Source organism: Stutzerimonas stutzeri (assembly GCF_024448955.1).
GTDB lineage: Bacteria > Pseudomonadota > Gammaproteobacteria > Pseudomonadales > Pseudomonadaceae > Stutzerimonas > Stutzerimonas stutzeri_AQ.
Window position 1 is genome coordinate 186,437 of record NZ_JAMOIH010000001.1, and the last position, 25,009, is coordinate 211,445.

Consider the following 25,009-nt stretch of genomic DNA (forward strand, 5'->3'; position numbering starts at 1 on the left):
TAGTTCATGCGGAGCGCTCGAAGCAGCGTTTGAGCCCTTCTTCCACCGTGTAGGGTGGCTTCCAATCCAGCAGCTCGCAGGTCTTGCTGATATCCACTTGCAACGAACCGAGCAGCCGTTGTGCCATCGCTTTTTTGCCGAGCAATGTAGCACCAAACTGGAGCATGCAAGCAGGTACTGGAATCAACCGCGCGGGCTTACCCATTGCCGCTCCCAAGCCACGAAGCAACTCGGTAGTAGAAAGGTCCACGCCGTCGCTAGCCAGCAGCACCTGATTGGCGGCAGCTGGATGATCGATACATCGGATAATTAGATCAACCAAATTGTCGATACTAACCAAGGAACGCTTATTGTGTATGGCACCTAATGGGAGCGGAATACCTTGCTTGACCAGATTGATCATACTAGCGAAGTTGCCTTTTACATTTGGCCCGTAAACGAGCGGAGGGCGTATGATCACTACCTCCATTCCCGTAGAAAGAGCGAGAGAGCTCAGAGCTCGCTCCGCTTTGCTCTTAGAAACCCCATATGGATCGGTAGGGGCTGGGCTATCACCCGCAGTATAGCGTTCGCCAGGTTTGGTCCGTTCGCCATTAACCTTAATTGAGCTAAGAAAGATGAACCGTCGAGCTCCTGCCTCGGCAGCCTGTCGAGCCAAATTTAAGGTGCCCTCCAAGTTGACCGTTTCGAAATCGGGTAATGCTCCAGAGCCATGAGCGCCCAGCATAGGCGTTTGTGCGGCACAATGTACTACAACAGATACATTAGCAAGTGATTCATAACGCTGCGAGTACCTCAAATCGCCAATATATATAGGGACAACCCCAGCTGGCAGATTATTGCTGACATCCCGAACGCCAGCTAGAACCTGAACGCCGGACGTTTCTAACAACTTACATAAGATCGCGTATCCTACAAAACCCGTTGCGCCAGTTACCAAAACTTTATATGTCAAGCTCCGCTCCTAGCGTTCGATAAATATTCAAATGTTGCTGGACCACATTTTCGACAGTGAATTCACGCTCAGCAAGCTCGCGCGCGGCTCTTCCCATACGCTGGCGCAACTGAGGATTTTCGACTAACTTCTGAATCGCGTCCGCCAACGCTTCAATATTATATACGGGCACAAGAAGGCCAGTTACACCAGCCTCGATAGCATCACGGCAACCGGGAACATCGGTTGTAACCACAGCGCGACCACAAGCAGCAGCTTCCATTAAGACTTTTGGCAGGCCTTCACGATAAGAAGGCAGTACTACAATGTGCGAATCTGCAAATATCTCTGCAATATCTGTACGGTAACCCAGACACTCGACTATACCTTCCTCCCGCCATTTTTCCAATTCACCGCCTTGAATACTGCTAGGATTACCAAGATCTATACTGCCCAAAAGCCTAAATCTCGCATTTACACCGCGAGCATGTAGCATACGCACAGCCGATACAAATTCGACCACACCTTTATCACGCAACAATCGGCCCGCAAATACGACGGCAGGCTGACCATAACTCTCGGATTTGAAGCTATATTCAGCGAGATTGACACCTGAACCTTTTATTAGTATCGCTTGCTTAAGAAAGACAACCCTAGATTTAACGAACTCAGCTAGATCGTCCGGATTCTGAAAAATAACACGCACATTTGGCTGACTTAAAGCTACTCGATAAAGTAGCTTGACCAATTCTCTTAATATAGAATATTTAGCCTCTCTCGCAGTAAAAACGAAGCCCAGCCCTGAGACTGCGGCAACTACGCCTTTTATCGAACACACTCGAGCTACGATTCCTCCATACAATACGGGCTTTATAGTCACGAGATGCAAAATTGTGGGCTTTAGTTTTAGGCAAAGACGAAGTAAAGCTATCAACGCAACCAGTTCACCAATGGGATGCACGCCACTTCTGGTGAATGGGAGCTTATGATGAGTAAACCCATAACGCTCTATTTTATCGGCAGAAGCTCCAGGCATAGTTGCGACATGTACGCTGTAACCCTCAGCGAGCGCCGCCTTTGCCAATGGCAGCCTGTGCGATAAAAAAAATAAAGGATCGTTAACGACCATCAAAAGGATCTGAGAACCATCTTTTGACACTATAACCTCTCCATATTTACGCGCAGCTGCGTGAATAAAACCGATACGGTACGCTCAAACAAAAAAACAGTAAAAATAGCAAGGCCGCCTATTTTGAACATCTGAGACAACAAGTTTGCCACATCCGCTCGAATCACATATATGGAAACAGAAAAAGCAAACAGGTAAAAAACTAAAAAATATTCAGACCTTAGCCGCAAACGATAACAAATTGAAATCATAAAAGCCGTGAGAGACATAACAGCGATCACGCCGCCAACACCTCCGACTACATATCCTTCCGGGACTAGACCAAAGCCCCATCCGGTACGACCGCTAAACCCGTTCAATAATAAAAATTCTTTATTAAACCAAGTATTAGCACTAGAAAACCAATCCTCCCCAAAAAACATCGATGGAATTACTGCTCTACCAATATCGGAGATTAATAGATACGGATTTCGCTCGGCTTCAAAATACAACACTGAATAAATATTTCTAGATGCAGAAATGAACTCATTCGAAAAAATCTTATTCAAATCAAAATCAATACCGACAAACCCAGAAACCATAACAGCTTTAAAAGATTGAGAAACAGGCACCAAAAGAGCGATGCCAACAGCAAAGACTAATAATTTCAGTTTAGAAAAATTTCTCATTTTAAAATAATAAATTAACATCAGACACAACATCAGCCTGAAAAAAATATCTCTTTCGCCAGTTAATGCCAAATAGAATATGCATACGAATATTACCAACAGGATTAGGGGGTCGCACTTAAGTCGATCCATGCTAAGCCGAACAGCCCTCAATAGAGCCACTATAGTCAACGTAAGCATTGAGAATTCACTTATGAATTTTTCAACGCCAGCACCATCGTTAATTTCTCGCTTCGATGTAAATCCAGAATTGAAAATTACAATACTGCAAATTAGCACTACCACAAGCAGAGCAGCGATCAGCAGCAATTCGCCAGATGAGCCAGGCCTTGTCGCCCTTCTAATCATCAACGAACTTTTCCCACTATTCTTTTGAACAAATAAGCCACAAACAAATATATAGGCAACCAATCCGATAAATGAATAAACCAGACTAGAACTCAAAGCTAGACCGTCAATAGTCTTAAAAACGTTGTCCGCACCAACAAATACAGACAACGGGAACCACGTTTGATACATACAATAAAAAACTGGAAACACCACCCTTGGGTCTAATACATCCTCCCTGTTAAAGAAAAACAAAATGGCTATTACAAAATTGGCCCAAATGCTAACAACATAAAAAACCGCATCAACCAAACAATACATTAACAATAGCTGAACAAGGGAAACTGCTAGATAAAGTATATTTTTTGATGCATCGCTCAGAGCGGGCACGCTTAATCTAATCATAACTATATCTTGCCTTAACTATCTTATTGCATTTACAACACCTAGTGCTATTAGGTAGATTTTCGAAGGTATTAGGCTGCGCATTAAATATAAAAAACTGGACCGTGATAGAGTGGAATAAAATTCCATCAACTTTGAAGCACCAACGTCTACATCGAATTTTTTCGAAAAGCTATCTAACGCAAATTTCTGGAGGCTGTGCAAAGAATCAGAACTTCGGAGATAAGTTAGTAAATAGCTCGGATCCCGGTATGCGTCTAGCTCATGTGGAATAAGAACTCTGCTGGAAAAATTCTCTATCTCGGCATAACTAGACGTAAATTCATTGTAAAGACATGGGAATTTTTCGCCTTTGATAGAAAAAAGTACAATTTTACCTAGAGATAAGGCCTCCATTGCTCCTCTGCCAGAGCCTAAAACAACATCAAAGTAACCCAGGAGACGAGATGCGTTTTTTGTGGCTGCAGCCGTAATATAAAAATCTACATTTGGGGGTGCATTGTTTATAAGATGCTCATATATTTCCGCATCTTCTACGAAACCGATAACCTTTAGCTGGCAATCAAGTCCATTATCATTAAGAAAAGTTGTCAAATTCATCGCTTGAATTATACTTTCCTTATAGGCTTTTCCAATGCGACATATCCTTACAAATGAAAGTTTTTTCTTTTCGCCAAACAACCCATTCGCTCGGGCCTCATCGTAACAAACCCTTGACACACGATTAGCGATCAGTTTTATCTCCGACCTTGGGAATTTCCTATTAAAATATGCATAATCGGCCTCATGAAAAACGACCAAACTCGAGGTTCGAGGATAAAAAAACCTGGGCTTCCCTCCCCCACATTTTGTTAATACAAACGGGCACTTTAAAAAATAAGCGAGAATTTCACCCACATATGCAACATTACTATCATAAGCATGGACGACTGTAACAGCCTCTTCAAAGCTATTAAGCAAAAATAATATTTTCTTAATAGCTGAAAATTGAAATATCAGACCTGTTTCAATATGCACGTGACCAGCCACACCATCTAAGGCAGGAGGGGAATTTTGCCCGAGCGAGAAAATAGCGGATGCCTCGCTTCGATTGATCGCCTGAAACATTTCTCTTAACGAGTAGTAGTGCCCGCCATGACCAGTATTTGAACCTTTAAAGTTACCGATCAAATAAACAATCATTCAGAAAGCCATTTGAAAGCTTCATGAAGGGGCACAAACACCCCAAATTCGGTGCAATACTTGATTTCGGATTCCATTTTGTATTCAACTTCGGCTTCTACTTTATTTTTTATAAAACTTGCAAGCCTAATGACGTCTACAGCAGTAGCTTTATCTTTATTAATGATAAAATTAGCGTGCGTAGACGAAACAGTGGCCCCTCCGCATACAGTATCCTTAAGGCCTAAATTCTCAATAACTCGACCTGGCGCACCATATTTACTGTATTGTGTTTTGTCAGCTTTAAAAACTGATCCGCAATTTGGAAGCTTAATAGGGAATTTTCGTCTTCTTTCGGCCAAAGTTGAAAGCATTCTCGCTCGAATTTTTCTTTTGGTATCAGTATTTATAGGCCTAAAAAAGGCACGGAGGACAATAAACTCTCCAGATTGAAAACAAGAATGCCGGTAATCAAATTCGCAATCGGAAGGTTCAAGCCGATGTAACTTATTATCAGAGCCTAATGCAATTACATGGTCTAGAGTTTCGCTTATAGACTGCTGTTTACTACCTGCATTCATAACTACCCCACCTCCAACTGTACCAGGGATCCCAACAAGGTGTTCAAAGTCCGAACACCCTAAAGACAATCCCATCCTGGCAAGCCTGGGCATCCAACAACCGGCATCACAGCTGATAATTTTTTTTTCACTATCGTAATTTATACTAGATAAATTCTTGCCAAACTTAATTATTGCAGCGTTGATTTCCTTATCGGAAAATAGGATGTTCGACGTTGAGCCAACGATAGCGTACGGAATAGCTTCGGAGCGTAATAAATCAACTACCCTTATTACTTCTTGCAGAGAGCTAGGTTCTATCACCAAGTCCGCTGAACCACCTATTTTCCATCTGGAAATTGTGGAAAGAGGGACATGCTCAGACACCGTTCCTTCAATCAGCTGCCGCAGCCGCATTACAGTAGTCATCACTCATACCTTACGGTGGCGTTAAGCCGAAGTAGCTTTTCCACAAACCTGTCATATCCGCGCTCAATTTGCCAAGCATCGCTGATTTCCGTGACACCACTAGCGGTGAGGCCGCATAAACTTAAGGCTGCTCCTGCTCTTAAATCTGTAGCCTTTACTTTTGCGCCAGAGAGTTGATCACCACTTCCATGAATTTTTAAAGCATTGCCAACAATTTCATATGCGAGACCCATCTTTGCCATTTCGACCACATAACCGTATCTACCCGCAAAACGTAAGTCTACGATCGTAGATTGACCTTTAGCGCAAGCAGCAAAAGCAGCGAAAATTGGCTGGACGTCGGAATTGATGCCTGGATGAGGCCCGGTACTAATTTCTAAGGGATAAGGGCATCCACCCCTCACAATTACGCTATTAGACTCAACGTATAGCTTTACTCCGCTTTCCTTTAAATGAATAAGAGCCACTTCGAGATCCTTTGCTGGAAAATTTCTGATCTCAACATCCCCACGAGTTATGACTGCACCTACCAACCAAGTAATAGCCTCCATATTGTCAGGCATTACAGTATGCGTCACTCCTCGCAGCCTCTCGACTCCTACAACCTCTATACGCTCTTGGCCGTACACCCTTATCAGTGCTCCCATCTTATTGAGCACATTAACCATATCAATAATTTCGGGACGAATGTGTGGGTTCCAGATGGTGGTTTTCCCAGACGCAAGTGTTCCTGCTATGATGGCATTTTCCGTTGCCCCGGTAGACCTTATAACTAAATGTATATCTGCCCCTATCAAACCTTTTTTTGGCGCTTGGGCATATAGGTAGTCATCGTCCTCCCAAACTGTCGCGCCAAGTTCTTGCAGAACATGCACATGGAGGTCGTAAGCTCTGTCACCTAACTTGCAGCCGCCGGGCAATGGAACTTTACCGTAACCGAAGCGCGCAACTAGCGCGCCAAGAATCAGCAGTGTGTTTCTAATAGAGCGGTCCGTCCATATAAGCTCATTCGCTAAAATAGAGTTTTCCTTAATCCGTACAGTATCTTCTACCACCACACATTCTTTGCCTAGGATACGCAGCATTTGTAGATGAATTTCTGCGTCCGACAAAGTTCCTGGAAAATTCTCTAACTCAACCAAATCCTCGGTTAATATTGAACAAGTAAGGAGTTTCAATACACTATTCTTTGCGCCACTAACATTCACCACACCTTCTAACTTCGATGTCTCAATAAATAGTTTTTCCACGACGCCCACCTTTAGCTATAAAGTTTAATTTTTCGTTTCATAAAAACAATTACAAAAACTAGAAACATGCCATAGTGAATGGATATCCCAACGGCATACAAGATTATAGCCCCATACATATCAAGGCCCGCAAGATACGCAGTTAATAAACTTGCACATACCATTAGAAATCTAGTCAAATTGATTTTGAGAAACCTTGATTGCTCTTCATAAACATTATAAATATGGACCAGCGGATTTACCACCAATTGCAAACCCATATAAACAGATAATATTGAGGCTATTCCGCCCGCTTGCTTCCACTGAGAGCCGAAAATCAAGCCAAATATATCCGGACCAAAATTAAATAAAATAATCATCGGAAAAACAGACAGCAAAGAGAGCTTCATAACCATGTCTTTGCTTAAATCATATATTTCTTGACTTCTGCTAGATCCCAATCGAGCTATTTCAGAATAAAAGGCTTGCGATAACGATTGAGAAACCAACGCAATTGGGGTACCTAAAGCTAGCATGGTCAAAGAAAACTGGCCGGCATCAGATATGCCGTATAGTGATCCTATAAAAACAATAGGGGCTTGTGACGATAGTATAAGTAAAACCTGAGCAGGCATTCGATAACATGGATAGCTTGAGTTGCTTTTTGCCGCGCGAATCGCATTCGAAACTCTGACCTTTTCGAAAAACCCTTTCTCTTTCCATTTATAGAATAAATATAATAGAGCACTTAAGTAACCGACCAGCACCCCTACCACGAGCCCAAATACTTTAGCTCCCGCAATCAACGCTATCAATAATTTTGACGTTTCTCCAAATAGCGCACCGATGAAAGATGATACCGACACAGCCCTGAAAGCTCTATTTCTAACGCCCCAAGAACTTAATACTTCTATATAGCTGGCGCCCACTATAAACAAATATACTAACAACAATATCGGTAAAGCATTTAAATCATACTCATCTAACTTACCAGATATTTTTGCTGCGACCAGTAATCCGGCGCTAGCGAATAAACCAAGAAACAATGTCGAGCACACCGAAAACATTAAAAGATTTTTCGCTTCATTGTCGTCTTGTAAAACAGGAAACGCGGCAGGATAGCGCAAGTTACAGAAAGGGGCTGCAATTAACGCTGCCGAAGATATTAATGATAAAAAACCGAAATCTAAGGGATTGTAGATTCTTGTAAGAACCGGAATAAAAAAAAGCATTACAATCTTTGCCGATCCAACACCAGCAGAGAGTAAAAGCATATTCTTTAGCATTCTCTTCTTAGGATTGCTCATTCTCTTATGCCCACTCGACGTAAGGATCATATCAACTAAGAAGGCGTATATACCATTGCATCGCGCTTTCAACACCACTATAGATATCAAATTTTGGCTCATACCCTAATAAACACCGAGCCTTATTGATATCAGCTTGTGAATGACGTACGTCGCCAGCGCGAAACTCACGATAGACTGGTTCCTTGGCGTAACCAACTCCATTCCGAATCAGATTTTTTTTCAGAACGGCAAATAACTGATTAAGATTAGTACGCCCATTAACTGCAACATTATAAACTTGATTGCGGGCGGCTTCGTTCGTCTCGGTTGCGGCCAGTAAATTAGCTTGTACGGTGTTTTCAATGAAGCAAAAGTCGCGACTGGTTTCACCGTCTCCGTTGATAAAGACATCACTGCCCTCTATCATCGCAGCAATCCACTTTGGGATCACTGCTGCGTAGGCCCCATTCGGATCTTGCCGCTTTCCAAAGACATTAAAATAACGCAGCCCAATGGTGTTAAATTCGTAGGTCCTAGCGAATACTTCAGCGTAGAGTTCGTTGACGTATTTGGTCACAGCATAGGGAGACAGTGGCTTCCCGATCACGTCTTCAACTTTGGGCAATCCCGGATGATCACCATAGGTAGAGCTACTCGCGGCGTAGGTGAAGCTTTTCACCTGAGCGTCGCGAGCGGCCACCAACATATTAAGGAAGCCATCAATATTGGTGCTGTTGGTAGTAATTGGGTCATTGATCGATCGCGGTACGGAACCAAGGGCAGCTTGATGCAGAACATAGTCCACGCCTGCGCACCCCCTATGGCAATCGTCTAGGTTCCGGATATCACCCTCATTGAATCTAAATCGCGCCCATTGCTCCGCACTCACCAAACTTTTAACTTCATCCAGATTGCGCTGGTGGCCTGTGGCGAAATTATCCAGCCCAACTACGTGTTGATTTAGCCGGAGCAACGTTTCTAATAAGTTGGAGCCGATAAACCCTGCCACGCCGGTTATTAACCAAGTTTTAGGCTTTAGAGGCAGTTCTTGCAGCAAGAATTCGTAGCGAGTCATGAAGTTTCACTTATTCTAAAGGGAGCAGTGGAGGGAACCGTAAATTGAATTCCCTCCTCTCGAATTTTTTTCCCTGATCGGGCCACCTACACGGGCCATTTATAAGCGCAGGTCGGACTCTTCAGCGCTCAGCAAATACTTTAGATCGTATAGTACGTGTTCAGCCTTGCCGTACCGACGTATATTGTCAGCGCCCAAATCTCGGAATTCATTATGTGCTACAGCGAGCACGACACCGTCGTACGCGTCGATTGCCGGTTCAGCTATTGGCGTGATTCCGTATTCATACTTGGCTTCCGTGCCACTGACCCAAGGGTCATATACGTCAACCGCAATGTTGTATTCACCCAATTCGCTGATGATGTCCACTACCCGCGTGTTACGTAGGTCTGGACAATTTTCTTTGAACGCCAGCCCTAGTACGAGCACTCGTGCGCCGTCGACGTGGATTCGACGTTTCAGCATAGCTTTGACCAGCTGCGACACAACGTACGCGCCCATGCCATCGTTAAGGCGGCGACCAGCAAGAATAATTTCCGGATGGTAACCGATACTTTGGGCTTTATGAGTCAAATAGTAAGGGTCTACCCCGATGCAGTGACCGCCGACCAAGCCTGGGCGAAACGGCAGGAAGTTCCATTTGGTTCCTGCAGCCTGGAGTACTGCCTCGGTATCAATACCCATCCTATTGAAGATAATTGCAAGCTCATTGATCAAGGCGATATTTAGATCGCGCTGGGTATTCTCAATGACCTTAGCGGCCTCAGCGACCTTGATACTAGTAGCCTTGTGGGTCCCGGCCGTGATGATCTGGTTGTACAGATCATCGACCAGATCGGCGACTTCGGGAGTAGAGCCAGAGGTAACCTTCTTGATGGTGGTGACCCGGTGCTCTTTGTCGCCTGGGTTGATGCGCTCTGGACTGTAGCCGGCAAAGAAGTCAACGTTGAACTGCAGGCCAGACACTTTTTCCAAGACTGGTACGCAGTCTTCCTCGGTAGCTCCTGGATATACCGTGGATTCGTAGATGACAATATCGCCCTTCTTCAATACTTTGCCGATACTCTCGGAAGCCTTGATTAACGGGGTGAGATCGGGCTGCTTATGCTCGTCAATAGGCGTCGGAACAGTGACAACAAATACGTTGCAATCTTTTAGATCGTCGAGTTTAGCTGTGTAGGTGAGGCTCTCAGCTTGCCTGAGTTCAACATCGCTGACTTCGAGGGTGGCATCGTGGCCTGCCTGTAAAGCCTCGATACGCGTGTTATTGATATCGAACCCGACTACGGCACGATGCTTTCCAAATTCAACGGCAAGCGGCAATCCGACATAGCCCAAGCCGATAATGGCGAGTTTTACTTCATGCAAGCTAATCATATTACATCCATCTGAACGTTATAATTTTGAATCAGCGACCTCTGCCTATGACTTAGCCCGCTGTTGCTCCGTAAATTAATATGATCAGGCAGTGATGTGCACTGCCTCACCCTTATATGCATATTGAGTGGACAGCTGAGCAGACAGCTCTCGCTTCGCGCCCTCCTCCCCATGCACCATTCTTATCTCTGTCGGCCACTGCTGCATGCCGGTCACAAATTCCACCAACCCTTTCTGATCCGCATGAGCAGAGTAGCCACCGATACTGGTGATACCAGCACGGATATCGATGCGCTCGCCGTCGAGGTCAACGTAGCCGCCCTTCGGACCATAGGTTTGGATCGCGTGCCCTGGTGTGCCCTTGGCCTGATAGCCGACGAACAATGCGTTGTGTCTTTTATCGCCCAGCATGGCCTTGAGGTAATTGACGATACGGCCGCCGCTGCACATGCCGCCACCGGCTATCACGATAGCTGGGCGTGCGGTCTGAGTCAGGTGGTTGACGATGCGTTGGTGGTCGCTGTGGCTGTCTATCGTGATCAATTGTTCGAAGGCCAGCGGGCGGCGGCCGGACTGGATACGGTCGCGGGCTTCCTGATTCCAGAAGGGTTTTAGGCTTCGATAGGTCTCGGTGAAGCGGCTCGCGAGTGGCGAATCGAGGATGACCGGGAGTTCGGGCCAGTTGGGTTCGGTGTTGGGCCTGGCATCGGTGTTGTTCGCCGCCCCCCTCACCCCAGCCCTCTCCCCAGGGGGGAGAGGGGGTTGTGCGGTGTTGGGGCGGGCCGTGTTGATGATCTCTTCAAGCTCATAGAGCAATTCTTGGGTGCGGCCGATGCTGAATGCGGGAATGAGAACGGTGCCTTGGTCTTCGAGGGCTTGCTCGATGACGGCTTCGAGCCGCTTACGGCGGTTGGCTCGGTCTTCGTGGAGGCGGTCGCCGTAGGTGCTTTCCAGCACTAGGATGTCGGCGCGCTCCGGTGATTCGGGTGGCATCAGGAAAGGTGCGTGCGGCGCGCCGAGGTCGCCGGAGAAGACTACGCGCTTGCTCTGCCCGGTTTGCGGGTAAGTCAGGTCGATTTCAACGTAGGCCGATCCGAGGATATGCCCAGCACGCTGCAGCCGTATGCGGGCTTGCAGCTCGTCGGTGTTAGCCAGGGTGAACCACTGCTGGTACGGCAGTGCAATGATCCGCTGCCCGACGAGCCGGATGTATTTTTCGATCTGAGCCTGGTCACGGCTGAAGCCCAGTTTGAAGGCATCTTCCAGGACGATGGGCAGAAGCTTTGCCGACGGCTCGCTGCACAAGATGGGGCCGTCGAAGCCTGCCGCGAGAAGATAGGGGATGCGCCCAACATGGTCGATGTGCACATGAGTGGCGACCAGCGCTTTTATGGTGTCCAGTGGGAATTCGATGGCGAGCCGATCCGCGCCGGGCTCGCTCGGGATCGATGCGTCGTTGCCCTGGAACAGCCCGCAGTCAACCAACAGGCTGCTGGTGGCATTCATATGCAGTTGGTGACAGGAGCCGGTAACGCCGTCCTTGGCGCCGTGATGTTCTATTTTTGGATAGCTCATGGTTATTCCTTTAACGATGTCACCCAAGATGCCCGCGACAAACTAGTCACGGGCCCGCTGAAAAAATAAGCGGGGATTCTACCGAGTTTCAGAACTGCTGAGTTGCCAGCAGCATTCCGACGGACGGATGGTCAGATCGCAACGACCGGACGGCGCAGGTTTCGCACCAATGCGATGAACAACCCGAGCATGCCGCCAAGCACCAAAGCGAGCGCGACGATCAACGCCTTCTTGGGCTTGATCGGGCGGCTTGGCTCAACTGCGCTCTGGTCGACGGAGACCAGCTTGAGCGATTCGGTATCGAATTGCAGGGCACGCAGGCGTGCGGCCTCCTCGCGCCAGGCGGCGAGGTTTTTCAGGAACAGGTCCTCGTTTTCACGGCTGTTGAGCACTTCGATTTGGCGGTTGTGCTCGAGCAGCTTGAGCTCACGGGCAATCTGCGCAATGCGCGGCTCGGTGAAGTCATCCGAGCGACGAGCCAACAGTGCTTTACGCTCAGCCTCCAGCGCATCGCTGCCCATGAAGTAGAGCGGTATTTGCTGGTTGTTAACTTCAGTGCGGATTACGCTGCCCTGCCCCGTGATTTCTGCGGCGCCAAGCGATGAAGGTGTTGTGGGCTTGCTGATACCCAGCGAGGTTGCGATGCGGATCGCTTCGTTAAGTTGGTTGATGCGGTTGTCGCGGCGGGTTTTCAGCTGCTGACGCAACGCAGAAAGTTCGTCGTTCAGTTCTGCACGCTTGAGGGCGTCCGCTTCGCTCAGTTTGGCGATTTTGATTTCTTTAGTGGCCTCGTAGTTCTCACGAGCAGCTGCCATGTTCTTCTCTAGCTGGCTGAGCCGGTTGCTGATAAGCGTGTCTAGATCAGCTGCGATTTGCTGACGTACATTATTCAGTGAGTACTGCACGAGCCCGTTAACGATCTGAACGCCGTTGAGGTCTTGCGGGTAGGTCAGCTCTATGCCGACGAAGGGAGTGGTTCCTTCGGGCTTTTTGGCGTCAGGCTGTAACAGCTTGATCGCGTCGTCATTAAAGGCTTCGAACGTTTGCTCTAGGCTGCGGCCGGGCTGGGCCAGGTCAGCGAAGAGTTGCTGATTGTCACGAAAGAAACCGAGGCGGTTCTCATAGGAATCAAGCGCAGCGCCAACTTGAGCCAATGCCTGCTTCGGTGACAGTTTGTAGATGCCCAGATGGTTGAGTTCATCCAGATCTTTGATCGCCGCCGGGCGCAGTACGCTTTGAACCGTGTAATAGCGCATTGCGAGCATGGCGTAGGCAAGCCCAATGAGGCCAGCCAGGAAGGTCACTGCGATGATCAGCGTTTTTTGCTTCCACAACGCGCTGACGAGCTGGACCAGATCAATCTCATCATGGGTAGCAGAATGAAGGTGTTGCGGAGGGACTGCAGCGTTCACGTCGAATTCCGTCTCGTCGGTAAGGCAGCGCAGCGAAAGGCTGCGCCGGCAAGATCTGAAAAAGATTGAAAAGTTCCATCCAATCTTTAGCGGGTTGGCATTTTGCCACCTAGGTCACAAAAAACAAGCGAGACGTTGGACGAAAAAGGAGGCAAAACGCCGCGGCAGACGGGCGGTAACCGTGTAGGGTTTTGAGGGGAGCGCCGTTGGGTCCAGGCGATGGGTTACTAAGAGCGAAAAGCTTCGCCCCGGGGCGGGCCACGAAAGCTGCTGGGTGTGCACCGAATTTGTACGAGGCGCGCCTCGTGGCGAGTGCAGGTCGTGATGCGCCAAAGAATCAGAGCGTTCGTCTGTTCCCGTTCAGGCTAATAATTGGCCTGAAAAGAAAGTCTTCTTGAAACACCCAAGTCTGTAGGTCTGAGTTTATTCGGTCGCATGTTTGTGAAGACCCAACAAGTTCGACCCTACAGCCCATCGAGCCGGAAGGGAGGTCTGTCGAGAGGGTAGCGAGGCGGAAAAAGATCTCAACAAGAGGCGGAGCAGTACCGGGCGGTACTGCTCGGGCAAGGCATGGGCAATCTAGTAAACGTTGAAGCGCGCAGCCCAGTGGTCAGCGCAGGATGGGATGCTGTTCGTTATTACGCGTCATCAGGCTGCGCACTAACGCAACAAACACGCCCAGCATTCCACCAAGCACAAAGCCTAATGCCAGAATCATTGCTTTTTTGGGTTTAATCGGCTTAAGAGATTGCAGAGCGAGCTGATCCAATCGCACCAGTTTCAGCCTTTCGGTATCCAGTTTGATGCCTTTCAGGCGGGCGGCTTCTTCACGTAGCTCGGCGAGATTAGTCAGATAAAGATCTTCCCCCTCTCGCTCCTTCAGAATCTCGACTTCCCGATTGTGCTCAAGCATCGCCAGCTCCGACTGAATTTCAGCGATACGGGGCTCTATGAAGTCATCTGAAGTTCGGGCGGAAAGCGCATCGCGCTCGGCGGTTAGCGCCTCGGTACCCATGAAGTACAGTGGCGCTTTCTGATTGGTAACCTCGGTGCGAATGACCTGAGTACCACTAGGAGGTGACGCTGTCATGGCTGATGGGCTTGTTGGGGTACGAATCCCAAGTGATTCGGCAATTGTGATCGCCTCGTTAAGCTCTTGAATACGGTTCATTCGACGGGTCTTGAGCTCGACACGTAACGCTGTGAGCTCATCCTGTAATTCGGCGCGCTTCAAGGCATCCTCTTCCAGCAGCGCTGCGATCTTCGCCTCCTTGGTGGCCGAATAGCTTGCGCGCTGAGCCTCCATGTTCATATCCAGACTGGCCAAGCGGTTTTTGATCAGGCTTTCAAGGTCTTCCGCGATTTCGCGACGCTCAAGCTCCAGTACATGCGCGACGAAGCCATTGACCACCGCAGCGCCATCCATTCCTTTAGGGTAGGTCAGCCTAAGCCCGACGAAAGCGCTTCGGTTGTCCGTGTGCTTGGGATCAGGAAAGAGCATTTCGAACGCGTTTTCATTGAAATCGGCAAATGCCTGCTCAAGCGAGTCGCCACGCTTCTCAATCTGCTGGAAAAGCTCTTGGTTATTCAGAAAGAAGTCGAGCCGGTTGTCATAGGATGAAAGCGCACCGGCTATTCTGTTGATGGCCTCTTCCGGGGTGAGCTTGTAGATGCCGGTCTCGTTAAGTTGATCCAGACTGCTCTGTGGGACAGGGCGTAGATAAGTTCTGGTCTGGTAGTAAGGAGTCGCAAGGAAAGCGTAAGCGGCTGCGATAAGCGTAACGACCGCCGCTATACCGAGAATCAGGAGTTTCTGACGCCAAAGCGCCCGAAACAGCTCAACCAGGTCTATCTCTTCGGCTGTGGAGGTCTGGTACTGCACGTTCATCCCAACTCCTTGTTATAAAGGCGCTTCAATGCAAAGCAAGCGAACCGGGTTTAGTGCACGGTTAAGCTGGAAAGTTCGCTCACGCTGATAATTTTGCGACTTCTAAGAGGAAGATTATGGCTGCGATTTCGCTCGCTATTCTTCTTCGTTCACCCGATCACGCAGTTCTTTCCCCGGCTTGAAATGCGGGACGAACTTGCCATCGAGCGGGACGGATTGGCCGGTCTTGGGGTTACGGCCGACGCGCGGGGCGCGGTAATGGAGAGAGAAACTGCCGAAGCCTCGGATTTCGATACGGTCTCCGGTTGCCAGTGCTTGAGCCATCTGCTCGAGCATGGTTTTGATTGCCAGTTCCACATCCTTGGACGAAAGCAGCCCTTGTTGGGTGACGATACGCTCGATCAACTCCGACTTGGTCATGGTTTTCCCTTCGTTTTCAAGCGGCTAGATCATTTGGGTTGCGTTCGTTTGTAGCATGTTGTTCAGAGTTTGAACAGCCTGGACGTTTGGGTCAGGTTTTGGAGGATTGATCGAAGCGGCTGGGGTTTGGCGTGGGGAAACTCCCGATCTTTGGCCGGGGCTTTGGAGTTTGGCAGGCTTGCGGCTTACATCACCGCGGGAGCGCTTTCACGAAATAGGCGATACGGGCCGCTGAAACGAAAAAGGGTGGGCTATTAAGCCCACCCTTTTTGTCATCTAAGGACGATCAATCCTCGCGATAGCGACGCAGCTTGAGCTGCTTGCCGCCGACACGTGTGTCCTTGAGTTTGCCCAGCAGACGCTCCAGACCTTCTTCCGGCAGTTCGACCAGGCTGAAGCTGTCACGAACCTGGATACGACCGATGTCTTCGCGCGCCAGGCCACCTTCGTTGAGGATGGCACCGAGCAGGTTGCGGGCAGCGATGCCGTCACGGGCACCCAGCGGGGTGCGGCAGCGGGCGCGGCCTTCGGCCAGCGGGATCGGTGCACGACGTTCGCGGTCGCCGCTACGCTCCGGGCGATCGGAGCGTTCACGCGGCGAGCCGGTTGGGACCAGCGGCTGCTCTTTTTCCACTTCGGCCAGGGTTAGGGCCTGACCATTGGTCGCCTTGCGCAGCAGCGCAGCGGCCAGGGCGCGCGGGCTGCAGCCGATATCGGCAACCAGCTTGTCGAGCAGTTCGCCATGGCTGGCTTCGGCATCAGCTACCAGCGGCGACAGGCTGTTGGTAAGTTTCTTGATACGCGCGTCCAGCACCTGCTGCGCATTGGGCAGACGGGCTTCGGCAACCTTCTGGTTGGTGACGCGCTCGATGACCTGCAGCATGCGGCGTTCACGCGGGGTGACCAGCAGCAGTGCGCGCCCTTCCCGGCCGGCACGGCCAGTACGGCCGATACGGTGCACGTAGGATTCCGGATCGTAGGGCATGTCCACGTTGAATACGTGGGTGATGCGCGCTACGTCCAGGCCGCGAGCAGCGACGTCGGTGGCGACCACGATGTCCAGGCGACCATCCTTGAGCGATTCGATAACGCGCTCGCGCTGGTTCTGAGCGATGTCGCCGTTCAACGCGGCAGCCTTGTAGCCCTTGGCTTCCAGCGCAGCGGCCAAGTCAAGAGTGGCTTGCTTGGTGCGTACGAAGGCGATCAGCGCGTCGAAATCCTCGACTTCCAGCAGACGCAGCACGGCCGGGATTTTCTGGTCGGCATGCACCATCAGGTGCGCCTGCTCGATACGAGCGACGGTCTGGGTCTTGGCGGCGATCTTGATGTGCTGCGGCTCGCGCAGGTGCTTCTCGGCGATGGCGCGGATGGAGTGCGGCAAGGTCGCGGAGAACAATACGCTCTGACGGCTTTCCGGCATGGCTTCAAAGATGACTTCCAGGTCGTCCATGAAGCCCAGCTTCAACATTTCGTCGGCTTCGTCGAGCACCAGATACTGGATGGTCGAAAGCAGTGTGCCATTGCGGCTCAGGTGGTCGACCAAACGGCCTGGGGTGGCAACGATGATCTGCGCACCTTGGCGGATGGCCTTGAGCTGCGGGCCCATAGGGGCGCCGCCGTAGACGGCGACAACGCCAACGCCGGGCATCTGCTTGGAATAGGTTTCGAACGCAGTGGCGACCTGCAGGGCCAGCTCGCGGGTTGGCGCGAGGATCAGCGCCTGCGGCTCACGCTTGGCCGGATCGATTTTGGACAGAATGGGCAGCGCGAAGGCTGCGGTCTTGCCGGTACCGGTCTGGGCCTGGCCGATCATGTCGTGGCCGCCGAGAATTACCGGGATAGCCTGGCTCTGGATCGCCGAAGGCTCTTCGTAGCCCACCGCGATGACAGCAGCGAGTACAGAGGGATGAATACCGAGTGCGGCAAAGCCGCCGATTTCCTGGGTCATGGGTCTTTTCCTGATGCTCCGCAAAGACCCATGTTCCGAAGCTGCGCATGCCATGCAAAACCCGAAGGTCACCCTGGCAGCCTGGTCGGCGGGGTTTGCGAAAACGTATTGAATGATGAATCGTCTAGGACAGCCGCGAGAAGCGGACAGCAGCCGAAGCAGCGCTTCGTGTGTTGCAGTACCTGAACGCAGGCTGGGTTTCAGCCGGCGCGTACTATACCGGAATTCTGTGAAGCTGTGCGCGCATTTTGTCTTGTGGGTTAAGTTCGTGGCGACTCGGCGAGGGACTGCGTTTCGCTTTGGCTATGTCTGCGTCAAGTGTTGGGGTTGGTGCAAAGGCCGTAGAGTGGGGCTGCGACACCCCTGCCGTTAACTGGCTGGTCGTAGCGCATCGATCAGTGAGTCCAGTGAATAACCAAGACGCGGTGCCAGGGTCGCGGCGCGCTCGCGCAAGGCGGCTATATCGAGCATCTGTTCCAGATCGGCCGGAACGAACAGGACGACATTGCCCTCCTTCACCGGGCACTCCCAATAATGGCGGTGGAACAGACCACGCAGCAAGGCAGCACCAAGCGGTTTATCTTCGTCAGTGCCCCACTGATTGATGATCAGCCAACCGTCTGGGTTCAGCTTCTGCTGACAGCGTTCGAGAAAGCGCCATGCCAGATGCGCCGCAGCCGGGCCCACATCGGTGTAGAGATCGACGAATATCAGATCGGCGGTTTCGGCCGAGTCGAGCAGCCCCACCGCGTCGCCGATGCGTATGTAGAGCCGCGAGTCGTTCTGCAGGCCCAGATAGCGCATCGCCAACTCCGGCACATCCGGGCGCAGCTCAATGGCCTCGACGTCTTCGAGCGGCAGGAATTCGAGGCACGCTTGAGTCAGCGTCCCCGCGCCCAGACCGAGGAACAGGGCGGTCTCAGGCTGCGCATGCATCAGGCCGCCCACCAGCATGGCGCGGGTATAGTCGTACTCCAGCCAGCTTGGGTCTCGCGTGAATACACAGCTTTGCTCGACCGCCGCGCCGAACTCGAGAAACCGGTAATCCCCTACTTCCAGCACGCGGATCAAGCCAAAAGCGTCATGTACTTCGGCCAGCAATACTTCCTGCTTGTCCATTGCGCTCACTCCAAACCGGTCGGCGCATCTTAGCAGCCCGATTGGCAAGGGCTATCAGCGACGGCGCAGCGCATCAGGTAAAATCCGCGCACTTTTGCGCAGGAATCAATCCGATGAGCCACACCTGGAGCCCCACCAGCTGGAGACATAAACCCATCCAGCAGCAGCCCGACTATCCTGACGCCGAGCATCTCCAGCGCGTAGAAGCGACGCTGGCGAGCCTGCCGCCGCTGGTATTCGCCGGCGAGGCACGGGAGCTGCGTCGGCAGTTCGCCGAGGTGACCCAAGGCCGCGCATTTCTTCTGCAGGGTGGGGATTGCGCGGAAAGCTTTGCCGAGTTTTCCGCACCGAAAATCCGCGACACCTTCAAGGTGCTGCTACAGATGGCAGTCGTCATGACCTTCGCCGCGGGCTGTCCGGTGATAAAGGTCGGGCGCATGGCTGGGCAATTCGCCAAGCCGCGTTCCTCTGGCAACGAGACCATCGATGGCATCACCCTGCCCGCCTACCGCGGCGATATCGTCAACGGTATCGATTTCGACGAGAAAAGCCGCGTGCCGGATCCGGATCGCCTGCTGCAGGCCTATCATCAGTCCACGTCCAGCCTGAACCTATTGCGCGCCTTCGCCCAGGGCGGTTTCGCCGATCTGCATCAGGTGCATCAGTGGAATCTCGACTTCATCGCTAACTCGCAGATGGCCGAGAAATATCACCGGCTGGGCGCGCGGATCGATCAGGCGTTGAGGTTCATGCGCGCTTGCGGCATGGACAACGCACCGCAGCTACGCGAAACCAGTTTCTTTACCGCTCACGAAGCGCTGCTGCTGAATTATGAGCAGGCGTTCGTTCGGCAGGACAGCCTGACCGGCGGCTGGTACGACTGCTCGGCGCATATGCTCTGGATCGGCGACCGCACGCGACAACTGGACGGTGCCCATGTGGAGTTTCTACGCGGCGTAGGCAACCCGATCGGGGTGAAAGTCGGGCCAAGTATGGACGGCGAGGAGCTGATCCGCCTGATCGACATCCTCAACCCGGACAACGATCCGGGCCGCCTGAACCTGATCGTACGAATGGGCGCCGACAAGGTCGAAGACGGCCTGCCACGCCTGATTCAGACCGTGCAGGCCGAAGGCCGCCAGGTGCTGTGGAGTTCGGATCCGATGCACGGCAACACTATGAAGGCATCCAGCGGTTACAAGACGCGGGATTTCGCACGGGTTCTCGCCGAGGTGCGGCAGTTCTTCGACGTGCACCGCGCCGAGGGCAGCTACCCGGGCGGCATCCATATCGAGATGACCGGGCAGAACGTTACCGAGTGCATCGGTGGTTCGCGGCCGATTACCGAGGATGGCCTCTCCGATCGTTACCACACCCATTGCGATCCGCGGCTCAACGCCGATCAATCGCTGGAAATGGCGTTCATGATTGCCGAGACGCTGAAGCAGGTGCGGCCAAGTTGATAACTCCTACAATGACGTTTGGCGTAGGTCGGGCGGCGCTCCGCTTGTAGGGTGGGCCGGGCGGCGTTCCGCTTCAGCCCACCAATCAAACCTGAAAACCCGGTGGGCTGAAGCCCACCCTACGCGCTGCCCCCGCTGCGGCAGTCTGAAGCCGCTCAAGGGCTGTCGTCTGCGGCCTGCCTGCACGGATCGACGAGAGGCCAGCATCGCAACGTGCAGCTCTGTCTAAATATCCTGATGCGGTACGCCATCGAATTGGGCGGCTTGTAGGGTGGCCGGGCGGCGTTCCGCTTCAGCCCACCAATCAAACCTGACAACCCCGGTGGGCTGAAGCCCACCCTACGCGTTGCCCCCGATGCGGCAGTCTGAAGCCGCTCCAGGCTTATCCTGTAGTACTGCGGCCTGCCTGCACGGATCGACAAAAGGCCAGCACCACACCGCGCAGTGCTGTCTAAATTCATTGATGCGGTACGTCATTGTGATCGGCCAGCAAGTGGAATTCGTATCAATTAGCAAACTAATCATTGTTCTAACCACTAATTCGTTTGCTAATTAATGGCTGTAGAATCCGCGCTGCATTTGACCCGGATTTCCTACGCCCTCTCGCAGCCGGGTCATCGAAAGAGGAAACCTTCATGACCGATTCACCAGAGAATAAAGGAGCGGCCGTCGCGGCCTCTATCGGCCTTTTTCTCGGACCGCTGCTCTTGTTGCTTTGCATCCTGACCGATCCGCCTGGCGGGCTATCGGATGTCGCCTGGTTAACCGTCGGTATGGCTGCGCTGATGGCCGTCTGGTGGGCCACCGAGGCCATCCCGATCCCGGCCACCTCGCTGCTGCCCATCCTGCTGATTCCCTTGCTGGGCATCGATACGCTGGGGAAAGCGACCGCGCCCTATGCCAACCCGACGATTTTTCTGTTCTTCGGCGGTTTCCTGCTGGGCCTGGCCATGCAGCGCTGGAATCTGCATAAGCGCATCGCATTGGCGACGCTGCTGGCCGTCGGCAACGCGCCCAGCCGGCAGATTGCGGGATTCATGATCGCCACGGCCTTTATCAGTATGTGGGTGAGCAACACCGCCACCAGCATCATGATGCTGCCCATCGGCATTTCCGTGATTGCCCTGCTCGTCGAAGGCAGCGAAGAAAAAGAAGGCACGCGCTTCGCCACCGCCTTGTTGCTGGGTATCGCCTACGCCGCAAGCGTCGGCGGCATCGCGACTCTGATCGGCACGCCACCGAACGCCCTCCTCGCCGCGTTTCTACGCGACAGCTACGACGTGCATATCGGCTTTGGTCAGTGGATGCTGCTGGGGGTGCCGGTCAGCGTCGGCATGCTGCTGTTCATCTGGTGGTGGCTGATCCGTGGCGGTTTCAAACTGGCCGGCGGAGATAGCCGCGCCATGCTGGAACAGGAAATGGCTACGCTCGGCCCCATGTCAAAGCCAGAGAAAATGGTTGCCGTGGTATTCGGCCTGGCGGCGGCGGCGTGGATTTTCCAGCCGTTTCTGGTCCAATACATCGATGGCGTCAACGACACCAGCATCGCCATCGCCGCGGCGCTAATCCTGTTCCTCATCCCGGTCGACATGAAGAACCGGGTATTCCTGATGGACTGGGATACCGCCAACAAAGTCCCGTGGGGCGTTCTGTTGCTGTTCGGCGGCGGCTTGTCGCTGGCCAGTGTGATCGGCGCTTCCGGGCTCGCCGAGTGGATTGCCGAAAGCCTGCAGGGCTTCGGTATGCTGCCACTGATTCTGATGATCGGCCTGGTTGCGCTGGTGATTACCTTCCTCACCGAGATCACCTCCAATACCGCTACCGCAGCCGCCTTCCTGCCGCTGCTCGGCGCACTGGCCGTCGCCCAGGGCCTACCGCCGGAAATGCTGGCGATTCCCGCCGCCATCGCCGCCAGCTGCGCCTTCATGATGCCAGTGGCGACTCCGCCGAATGCAATCGTGTTCGGCACCGGTCAAGTCAGCATTCAGTCGATGATCAAGGCCGGCTTTGCCCTGAACATCTTTGGTGTGTTCCTGGTGACTGGCCTTTGCTATCTGATGGTCGGCTGGCTCTGGGCCAATTGATGCACTTGGGCTGCCGCACCCGTGCGGCTTGTCCTTCAAGGCGGCGGCTCCTTTCGCTTCCATATTGCGCAACGCACAAAAAAGCCCGGCGTCTGCCGGGCTTTTTGCATCCTGCGAAGGTCAGGCCTTGACGCGGGACTTGTACTCGCCGGTGCGGGTATCGATCTCGATCGAGTCGCCGATTTCGCAGAAGGCGGAAACCTGCAGCTCGGCACCGTTCTTCAGGCGAGCAGTCTTCATGACCTTGCCGGAGGTGTCGCCACGTACGGACGGCTCGGTGTAGACGATTTCACGAACGATGGTAGTCGGCAGTTCAACCGAGATCACCTTGTCATTGTAGAAGACGGCTTCGCAGACGTCGGTCATGCCGTCTTCGATGAAGGTCATCACGCCTTCCAGGTCGTCTTTTTCGATTTCGTACTGGTTGAACTCTTCGTCCATGAAGACGTAGAGCGGGTCAGCGAAGTAGGAGTAGGTCACTTCCTTGCGCTCGAGAATCACCGGCTCAAGCTTGTCGTCGGCCTTGTATACGGTCTCGGTAGCGGAACCATTGAGCAGGTTCTTCAGCTTCATCTTGACCACGGCACTGTTACGGCCGGACTTGTTGAACTCGGCTTTCTGGATGACCCAGGGTGCGCCGTTGATGATGGCCACCTGGCCGGCACGGAACTCTTGTGCGGTTTTCATACGAATATCCGATGGGATTAGAGACAAAACAGGCCGCGTATCATAGCCAATCTGTGTAAAAAAACACCAGCTTTCCAGCTAGATCGCCGTTGGCAACCTGCTTGTGTGTCCAGCGTTCTGCATGGGCGGTCAGCTCGGCCTCATGACGGAGCAAGCCGGCCCAGGCCGCCCCGCTCCCCTCGCCCGAGTTCCAGGCATGCCAGAAATTCTTGAGCGCGGCGGCGGCCGCTGGCGCCAGGTCGCACAGATAGAGTTCGAGGAAGGCGTTGAGCTTGACCCAGTGCGCATCTTCTTCCTGTGGGTAGATGTGCCAGACCAATGGCCGCCCGGCCCACTGTGCGCGGATGAACGATTCCTCGCCGCGCACGGCATTGAAGTCGCAGCACCACAACAACATGTCGTATTCGTTCTGAGTCATGAACGGCAGCACAGCGATATGCAGCGCACCGCGGGCATAGCGATCGCCGGCTCGCAGCTGTTCGACACCTAACCAGCGTGCAACATCGCCGAGAACCCGGCCCTCAGGAACCAATAGTTGCGTTGGTCGAGTATCGGCTGCCAGCGCATCGAGCCATCCCGTAACGGCCTGGTTTTCGTAAGCGAACAGCGAGACCAATCGCGCGCCGGGCTCCACCGTAAAATCCAGGCTCTGCAGAAAAGCGTCGCGCAACGTCGGATCACGCTGGAATGCTTCCCTTCGTGCCATCAGGTCACCTTCGCGAATCAGGCCACCAGTACCCTGCTCGAATCCCGGGAAGAAGAAGTACTTCTGCAAGCCATCGGGCTGCATCGAAGGCAGCGCATGACAGCCGATCACCCAGTCCTCGGCGCTCAGGTATTCCAGGTTGAGCCAGAGAATGCGGCGATCGCTGTTGGCCATCGCCTCGATATAGGCGGCGGGCAGCTGGCAGGCGAAGGCTTCGATCACAACGTCCGCCGGCTCGGCGCCGGGCCATTCGGGCAGCCAGTGCCGCACGTCGACACCGTCATGCCATTGTTGGCTGGCGGTGGCGCTGCTGCCCGGACAGAGTCGGACAAAGGTATCGAGATCGTCGACCCACAAACGCACCCGCTGGCCATGCTCGGCAACCAGCTGCCGCGCCAAACGCCAGGTCACGCCGATGTCGCCGTAGTTATCGACGACCACACAGAAAACGTCCCAGCTTGCTTTGACCGACAAACCAATACTCCTCACGAGAGATGCCAATTCGCACTTACTAAATGACTCGCAAAGAATACCGATTACGGCAGGCTGTGGCCTTCGTTCGCCGCGAGGGCGCGCCTCCTACAATGGCCGGGCGCGCTGGCTGCCTTTGTAGCAGGCCCGACCTCGGGGCGAAGCTTTTACGCTTTTGACTGCTGCCTGCATCGAGCATGCGCCACAAGCGGGCACGCAGACTCGCCGAATCTCACAAAGAGGTCGGTGCAATCGAACGATAGAAATAAGGGGAAGGAAATAGTCGTTATGGAGGTGAACCCTACCAGCCACACCCCGGCACACAATGTCACCGCTGCGGCTGCTCCCTTCCGGGCCTGACCGGGTTCACGGCTGATCGTTGCGAGGGGACCGGCAGGGCCCACCATAACGAAACCCGCCTGGCGGCGAGCGGCGCCATTGTACCGGCTTATTCCCAACTTACAACCAATCCCTTTACGCGCTAACGCATTGACTCGTCGGGCTTTAACGAGCCTACAAATGGCGACGTCGCGTCACGTCGATGACGCTGCAGGCTCGGCTTATCGACGAACGAAGCGCTGATGGCCAGCGAGACCGACGACAAGCTGCCTCACGAGCGGGCCCAGTCTAAAGCACAACCGCGGCTTACTCGC

General features: G+C 52.7%; 19 protein-coding genes and 1 other RNA gene. 2 read left to right on the forward strand and 18 right to left on the reverse strand.

The window, feature by feature from the left end; translation table 11 throughout:
- Nucleotides 1–4 precede the first annotated feature (4 nt).
- The 15 genes from NA645_RS00885 to NA645_RS00955 all read right to left on the reverse strand — a co-directional run bounded on the left by NA645_RS00885 (nt 5) and on the right by NA645_RS00955 (nt 18,945).
- Entirely contained in the window at nt 5–955 is a 951-nt protein-coding gene (locus NA645_RS00885) for a UDP-glucose 4-epimerase family protein (RefSeq protein WP_256047076.1), read from the reverse strand.
- On the reverse strand, nt 945–2,093 hold the full coding sequence (locus tag NA645_RS00890; RefSeq protein ID WP_256047077.1) for a glycosyltransferase family 4 protein: 1,149 nt from the start codon (nt 2,091–2,093) through the stop codon (nt 945–947). The genes NA645_RS00885 and NA645_RS00890 overlap by 11 nt, the downstream gene beginning before the upstream one ends.
- Complete coding sequence (locus NA645_RS00895; RefSeq protein WP_256047078.1) at nt 2,093–3,463, reverse strand: oligosaccharide repeat unit polymerase; 1,371 nt, start codon at nt 3,461–3,463, stop codon at nt 2,093–2,095. Before NA645_RS00895 ends, NA645_RS00890 begins: the two co-directional genes overlap by 1 nt.
- Nucleotides 3,464–3,481: 18 nt before the next feature.
- Nucleotides 3,482–4,645, reverse strand: a complete 1,164-nt coding sequence (locus NA645_RS00900; protein ID WP_256047079.1) for a hypothetical protein — start codon at nt 4,643–4,645, stop codon at nt 3,482–3,484.
- Entirely contained in the window at nt 4,642–5,613 is a 972-nt protein-coding gene (murB, locus tag NA645_RS00905; RefSeq protein ID WP_256047080.1) for a UDP-N-acetylmuramate dehydrogenase, read from the reverse strand. The genes NA645_RS00900 and murB overlap by 4 nt, the downstream gene beginning before the upstream one ends.
- A complete protein-coding gene (locus NA645_RS00910; protein ID WP_256047081.1) occupies nt 5,613–6,863 on the reverse strand; it encodes a UDP-N-acetylglucosamine 1-carboxyvinyltransferase in 1,251 nt (416 codons plus the stop codon). Before NA645_RS00910 ends, murB begins: the two co-directional genes overlap by 1 nt.
- A gap of 11 nt (nt 6,864–6,874) precedes the next feature.
- On the reverse strand, nt 6,875–8,149 hold the full coding sequence (locus NA645_RS00915; RefSeq protein ID WP_256047082.1) for a lipopolysaccharide biosynthesis protein: 1,275 nt from the start codon (nt 8,147–8,149) through the stop codon (nt 6,875–6,877).
- Between the two features lie 31 nt (nt 8,150–8,180).
- A complete protein-coding gene (locus tag NA645_RS00920; RefSeq protein WP_256047083.1) occupies nt 8,181–9,206 on the reverse strand; it encodes an NAD-dependent epimerase/dehydratase family protein in 1,026 nt (341 codons plus the stop codon).
- A gap of 99 nt (nt 9,207–9,305) precedes the next feature.
- Nucleotides 9,306–10,583, reverse strand: a complete 1,278-nt coding sequence (gene tviB, locus NA645_RS00925; RefSeq protein ID WP_256047084.1) for a Vi polysaccharide biosynthesis UDP-N-acetylglucosamine C-6 dehydrogenase TviB — start codon at nt 10,581–10,583, stop codon at nt 9,306–9,308.
- Between the two features lie 84 nt (nt 10,584–10,667).
- On the reverse strand, nt 10,668–12,158 hold the full coding sequence (locus NA645_RS00930; protein WP_256047085.1) for an MBL fold metallo-hydrolase RNA specificity domain-containing protein: 1,491 nt from the start codon (nt 12,156–12,158) through the stop codon (nt 10,668–10,670).
- A gap of 131 nt (nt 12,159–12,289) precedes the next feature.
- Nucleotides 12,290–13,570, reverse strand: a complete 1,281-nt coding sequence (locus tag NA645_RS00935) for a Wzz/FepE/Etk N-terminal domain-containing protein (RefSeq protein WP_256047086.1) — start codon at nt 13,568–13,570, stop codon at nt 12,290–12,292.
- Nucleotides 13,571–14,180: 610 nt separating this feature from the next.
- Nucleotides 14,181–15,458: an LPS O-antigen chain length determinant protein WzzB gene (locus NA645_RS00940; protein WP_256047087.1), complete on the reverse strand. Its 1,278-nt coding sequence runs from the start codon at nt 15,456–15,458 to the stop codon at nt 14,181–14,183.
- Between the two features lie 135 nt (nt 15,459–15,593).
- The gene (gene ihfB, locus NA645_RS00945) at nt 15,594–15,878 is read right to left on the reverse strand and encodes an integration host factor subunit beta (protein WP_045164450.1); all 285 of its coding nucleotides are present in this window, start codon (nt 15,876–15,878) and stop codon (nt 15,594–15,596) included.
- Nucleotides 15,879–16,164: 286 nt separating this feature from the next.
- Nucleotides 16,165–17,826, reverse strand: a complete 1,662-nt coding sequence (locus NA645_RS00950; protein ID WP_272891922.1) for a DEAD/DEAH box helicase — start codon at nt 17,824–17,826, stop codon at nt 16,165–16,167.
- A gap of 369 nt (nt 17,827–18,195) precedes the next feature.
- Nucleotides 18,196–18,945 (reverse strand): spermidine synthase, encoded by a 750-nt coding sequence (locus NA645_RS00955; RefSeq protein ID WP_256047088.1) that lies wholly within the window; start codon nt 18,943–18,945, stop codon nt 18,196–18,198.
- Between the two features lie 113 nt (nt 18,946–19,058).
- On the opposite strand from NA645_RS00955, the gene NA645_RS00960 reads away from it, so the two are divergent.
- A complete protein-coding gene (locus NA645_RS00960) occupies nt 19,059–20,408 on the forward strand; it encodes a class II 3-deoxy-7-phosphoheptulonate synthase (RefSeq protein WP_256047089.1) in 1,350 nt (449 codons plus the stop codon).
- A 635-nt stretch (nt 20,409–21,043) separates the two neighbouring features.
- The gene (locus NA645_RS00965) at nt 21,044–22,492 is read left to right on the forward strand and encodes an SLC13 family permease (protein ID WP_256047091.1); all 1,449 of its coding nucleotides are present in this window, start codon (nt 21,044–21,046) and stop codon (nt 22,490–22,492) included.
- Nucleotides 22,493–22,612: 120 nt separating this feature from the next.
- Here the strand turns inward: NA645_RS00965 and efp are convergent, their stop codons facing one another.
- The 3 genes from efp to ffs all read right to left on the reverse strand — a co-directional run bounded on the left by efp (nt 22,613) and on the right by ffs (nt 24,752).
- Nucleotides 22,613–23,179, reverse strand: coding sequence for an elongation factor P (gene efp, locus NA645_RS00970; RefSeq protein WP_003296422.1), 567 nt, complete (start codon nt 23,177–23,179; stop codon nt 22,613–22,615).
- A gap of 40 nt (nt 23,180–23,219) precedes the next feature.
- The gene (gene earP / locus NA645_RS00975) at nt 23,220–24,359 is read right to left on the reverse strand and encodes an elongation factor P maturation arginine rhamnosyltransferase EarP (protein ID WP_256047092.1); all 1,140 of its coding nucleotides are present in this window, start codon (nt 24,357–24,359) and stop codon (nt 23,220–23,222) included.
- A 296-nt stretch (nt 24,360–24,655) separates the two neighbouring features.
- Nucleotides 24,656–24,752: signal recognition particle sRNA small type (gene ffs, locus NA645_RS00980), an RNA gene on the reverse strand.
- Nucleotides 24,753–25,009: the final 257 nt, after the last annotated feature.

Bases quoted from the DNA above. Each gene is read 5' to 3' on its own strand.
- NA645_RS00895 (WP_256047078.1), bottom strand. From the start codon at position 3,463: ATGATTAGATTAAGCGTGCCCGCTCTGAGCGATGCATCAAAAAATATA.
- NA645_RS00900 (WP_256047079.1), bottom strand. From the start codon at position 4,645: ATGATTGTTTATTTGATCGGTAACTTTAAAGGTTCAAATACTGGTCAT.
- murB (WP_256047080.1), bottom strand. From the start codon at position 5,613: ATGACTACTGTAATGCGGCTGCGGCAGCTGATTGAAGGAACGGTGTCT.
- NA645_RS00915 (WP_256047082.1), bottom strand. From the start codon at position 8,149: ATGAGCAATCCTAAGAAGAGAATGCTAAAGAATATGCTTTTACTCTCT.
- NA645_RS00920 (WP_256047083.1), bottom strand. From the start codon at position 9,206: ATGACTCGCTACGAATTCTTGCTGCAAGAACTGCCTCTAAAGCCTAAA.
- tviB (WP_256047084.1), bottom strand. From the start codon at position 10,583: ATGATTAGCTTGCATGAAGTAAAACTCGCCATTATCGGCTTGGGCTAT.
- NA645_RS00930 (WP_256047085.1), bottom strand. From the start codon at position 12,158: ATGAGCTATCCAAAAATAGAACATCACGGCGCCAAGGACGGCGTTACC.
- NA645_RS00940 (WP_256047087.1), bottom strand. From the start codon at position 15,458: ATGAACGTGCAGTACCAGACCTCCACAGCCGAAGAGATAGACCTGGTT.
- ihfB (WP_045164450.1), bottom strand. From the start codon at position 15,878: ATGACCAAGTCGGAGTTGATCGAGCGTATCGTCACCCAACAAGGGCTG.
- NA645_RS00950 (WP_272891922.1), bottom strand. From the start codon at position 17,826: ATGACCCAGGAAATCGGCGGCTTTGCCGCACTCGGTATTCATCCCTCT.
- NA645_RS00955 (WP_256047088.1), bottom strand. From the start codon at position 18,945: ATGGACAAGCAGGAAGTATTGCTGGCCGAAGTACATGACGCTTTTGGC.
- NA645_RS00960 (WP_256047089.1), top strand. From the start codon at position 19,059: ATGAGCCACACCTGGAGCCCCACCAGCTGGAGACATAAACCCATCCAG.
- NA645_RS00965 (WP_256047091.1), top strand. From the start codon at position 21,044: ATGACCGATTCACCAGAGAATAAAGGAGCGGCCGTCGCGGCCTCTATC.
- efp (WP_003296422.1), bottom strand. From the start codon at position 23,179: ATGAAAACCGCACAAGAGTTCCGTGCCGGCCAGGTGGCCATCATCAAC.